This window comes from Sutterella sp. (assembly GCF_052272535.1).
Classification (GTDB): domain Bacteria; phylum Pseudomonadota; class Gammaproteobacteria; order Burkholderiales; family Burkholderiaceae_F; genus Sutterella.
This window is the reverse complement of record NZ_DAVZJY010000293.1, coordinates 1-2,509: the sequence shown is the minus strand read 5'-3', so window position 1 is coordinate 2,509 and position 2,509 is coordinate 1. Positions and strand designations below refer to the sequence as shown.

The 2,509-nt window shown below is 65.2% G+C and carries 3 protein-coding genes; 2 read left to right on the top strand and 1 reads right to left on the bottom strand.

Features of this window, described 5'->3' with window-relative positions:
- On the bottom strand, positions 1-730 hold a 730-nt coding region (locus ACT6Y9_RS10400), incomplete at its 3' end, for a 5'-3' exonuclease H3TH domain-containing protein (RefSeq protein WP_443744480.1).
- Between the two features lie 243 nt (positions 731-973).
- Between ACT6Y9_RS10400 and ACT6Y9_RS10395 the strand changes: the two genes are divergently transcribed.
- On the top strand, positions 974-1,414 hold the full coding sequence (locus ACT6Y9_RS10395; RefSeq protein ID WP_295477295.1) for a hypothetical protein: 441 nt from the start codon (positions 974-976) through the stop codon (positions 1,412-1,414).
- A gap of 157 nt (positions 1,415-1,571) precedes the next feature.
- Positions 1,572-2,393, top strand: coding sequence for a BPSS1780 family membrane protein (locus tag ACT6Y9_RS10390; protein WP_443744479.1), 822 nt, complete (start codon positions 1,572-1,574; stop codon positions 2,391-2,393).
- The last annotated feature ends 116 nt before the right edge of the window (positions 2,394-2,509 follow it).

The window sequence follows — 2,509 nt, the reverse complement described above, 5'->3', positions numbered from 1 at the left end:
GCCCTCCCGAGAGGCGGGCGCCACGCTCGCCGACCTGCGTGTCGTAGCCGTCGGGCAGCTCCATCACGAAGCCGTCGGCGTTCGCCGCGCGGGCGGCGGCGCGGATCTCGTCCAGGCCGCCGATTTCGTTCACCCACTTGGCGGCCGTCTTCGGGCCGCAGCCCTTGACGCCCGGAACGTTGTCCACCTTGTCGCCCATGAGGGCGAGGTAGTCGATGATGCGCTCGGGCGCGACGCCGTACTTCTCCTTCACGCCCTCGCGGTCGTAGAACTTCGTGTTCATCGTGTTGAGGATCACGACGTCGTCGTCGACCAGCTGCGAGAGGTCCTTGTCGCCCGTGGCGATCACGGACTGCATGCCGGCCTTCTTCGCCATCTGCGACAGCGTGCCGATCACGTCGTCGGCCTCAATGCCCGGCACGATCAGCACGGGCCAGCCGAGCGACTTCACGACGTTTTCAAGGGGCTCGATCTGCACGCGCAGATCCTCGGGCATCGGCGGGCGGTTCGCCTTGTACTCGGGGAACATCTCGTGGCGGAAGGTCTTCCCCGGCGCGTCGAAGACCACCGCGGCGGCGTCGGGCTTCACCATCATCGCCACGCGCGAGAGCATGCCGAGGAAGCCCTTCAGCGCGCCCGTGGGCTCGCCCGCGGAAGTCGTGAGGGGCGGAAGCGCATGGTAGGCGCGGAAGAGATAGTTGGAGCCGTCAATCAGAAGAAGCTTGGACATCGTCGAAGGAAACCCGGTTCACGTTCAGAAAAACGGAAGGAAGAATACGCGAAACGCGGGCTCCTCTGCGCCGCTCCGGGAGGGCCTCCCGCCCGTGAAGCCCCGCCCCGCGGCATGGATCCCGGACAAAAGTCCTCACGAATTCAGTGCGGCGGGTGAGGCGGGCGCCACAGCGCCGTGGCACAATGAACGCATGGAGGGACGCCTTGAGGCGCGCCTTCCGCAACGGACTTGAATTTGAACATGAAGCACATTCTTCTCCCCGCCGCGCTCGGCCTTCTCCTCGCAGTCTCTGCGAACGCCGCGCCCGCCGCCCCGGACGCCCCGCCGCCCTATGCGGGCGACGTTGCGGCGCAGAGTCAGACGGCGCCGAAGCCCGACCGCGTCCTTCCTCCGAAGGCCGCGCAGGACGGCATGTCGCTCGCTCCGACGGAAGAGGACATGCGCCGTGCGCGCGCGAACCGCGAAGCGGGCGTTCAGACGCCGCGCAACAACGACAAGCGCACGAAGATCGAAGCCGTCCGCGACCCGAACAACCACGTCACCGAGTACGTCGTGACGCCGGGTTCCACGAAGATTCCCTACACGATGGAGAACCGTGCGGACCGTCCGATCGACACGACCCCGGGACGCAATCCGAGCAGCACGCTCGGCACGCCGAAGTTCATTGAATTCGGCTGGTAGTCGAACGAGCCTCGTCAAGAGGCTTCTTTGAGGGAAGAAGGGGCGTCGGCTCTCCAACCGGAGCCGGCGCCTTCTTCTGTCGGAGGCTCCGACCTCCCTTTTCCCTCTCCCCAAAAACAACTCCCCACGCACGCACCGCCCAAACCGCACCGACGCCATGCCGCAGACGCTTTCCTTCTCCCTCGGGCTCTCCTGGTTCAAGGACTCCTGCCGTACCCTGAAGCTCCAGCCGCTCTCCTTCCCCGGCATCGTCATCTTCTCGCTCCTCGTCTCGATGATGCTCTCGGGCATCCCGCTGATCGGCACCCTGCTCGCGAGCCTCTGGATGCCCTACGCCTCGGTGATGACGGGGTTCGCCGCGCGCGACGCCCTGGACGGCCGAGTCCCGGTCTACTACACCCTCGTCGCGATCATCCGCGACAAGGCTTCGCGCTACCCGCTCCTCATCCTCGGGCTTCTCGCGAGCGTCTGGATGGAGATCAACATGCTCGTCTTCGAGTGGCTCGGCCGCGGGGACCTCGACAAGTGGAAGATCACCTCCTCGGGCGTGGACATGGCCTCGATCACGGGGAACTTCCCGCTCACGGCCTTCATCGTCGCCTTCGCGCTCTACGTCCCGATTCTGATGATGACGCTCTTCGCGCCGCTCCTCATCGTGCAGAACCGGCAGAAGGTGGGCAAGAGCCTCTTCTATTCGTTCTTCGGCGTGCTCCGCGGCATCCGCCCAATCATCGGGTGGCTCGTCTGCACGACGATCCTCTCGTCGGCCGTCTTCTTCCTTCTGGAGATGCTCTTCATCGGCATCGGCCTCCCGCAGGGCTTCGCCTTCCTCGCCCCTCTGGTGGTCGCGCTCCTTTCGGCCGTCTGCCAGGCGGGCGTCTGGGTGATGTTCCGCGACATCTTCGCGGGCTCGAACCCCGACGGCACGATGCCCGACGATCTCACGCCCACCGACGACGGCTCGGTGAAGTGGCCCTAAGCAACCCGATCACTGAAGTGACGGGGTTTTGACCCATTCTGACCAGAGCTTTTCCGGGCAACATCCGCTTTCGCTTCGCCACAGAGACGACACCCTTGGTCATGAATCATTTTTCG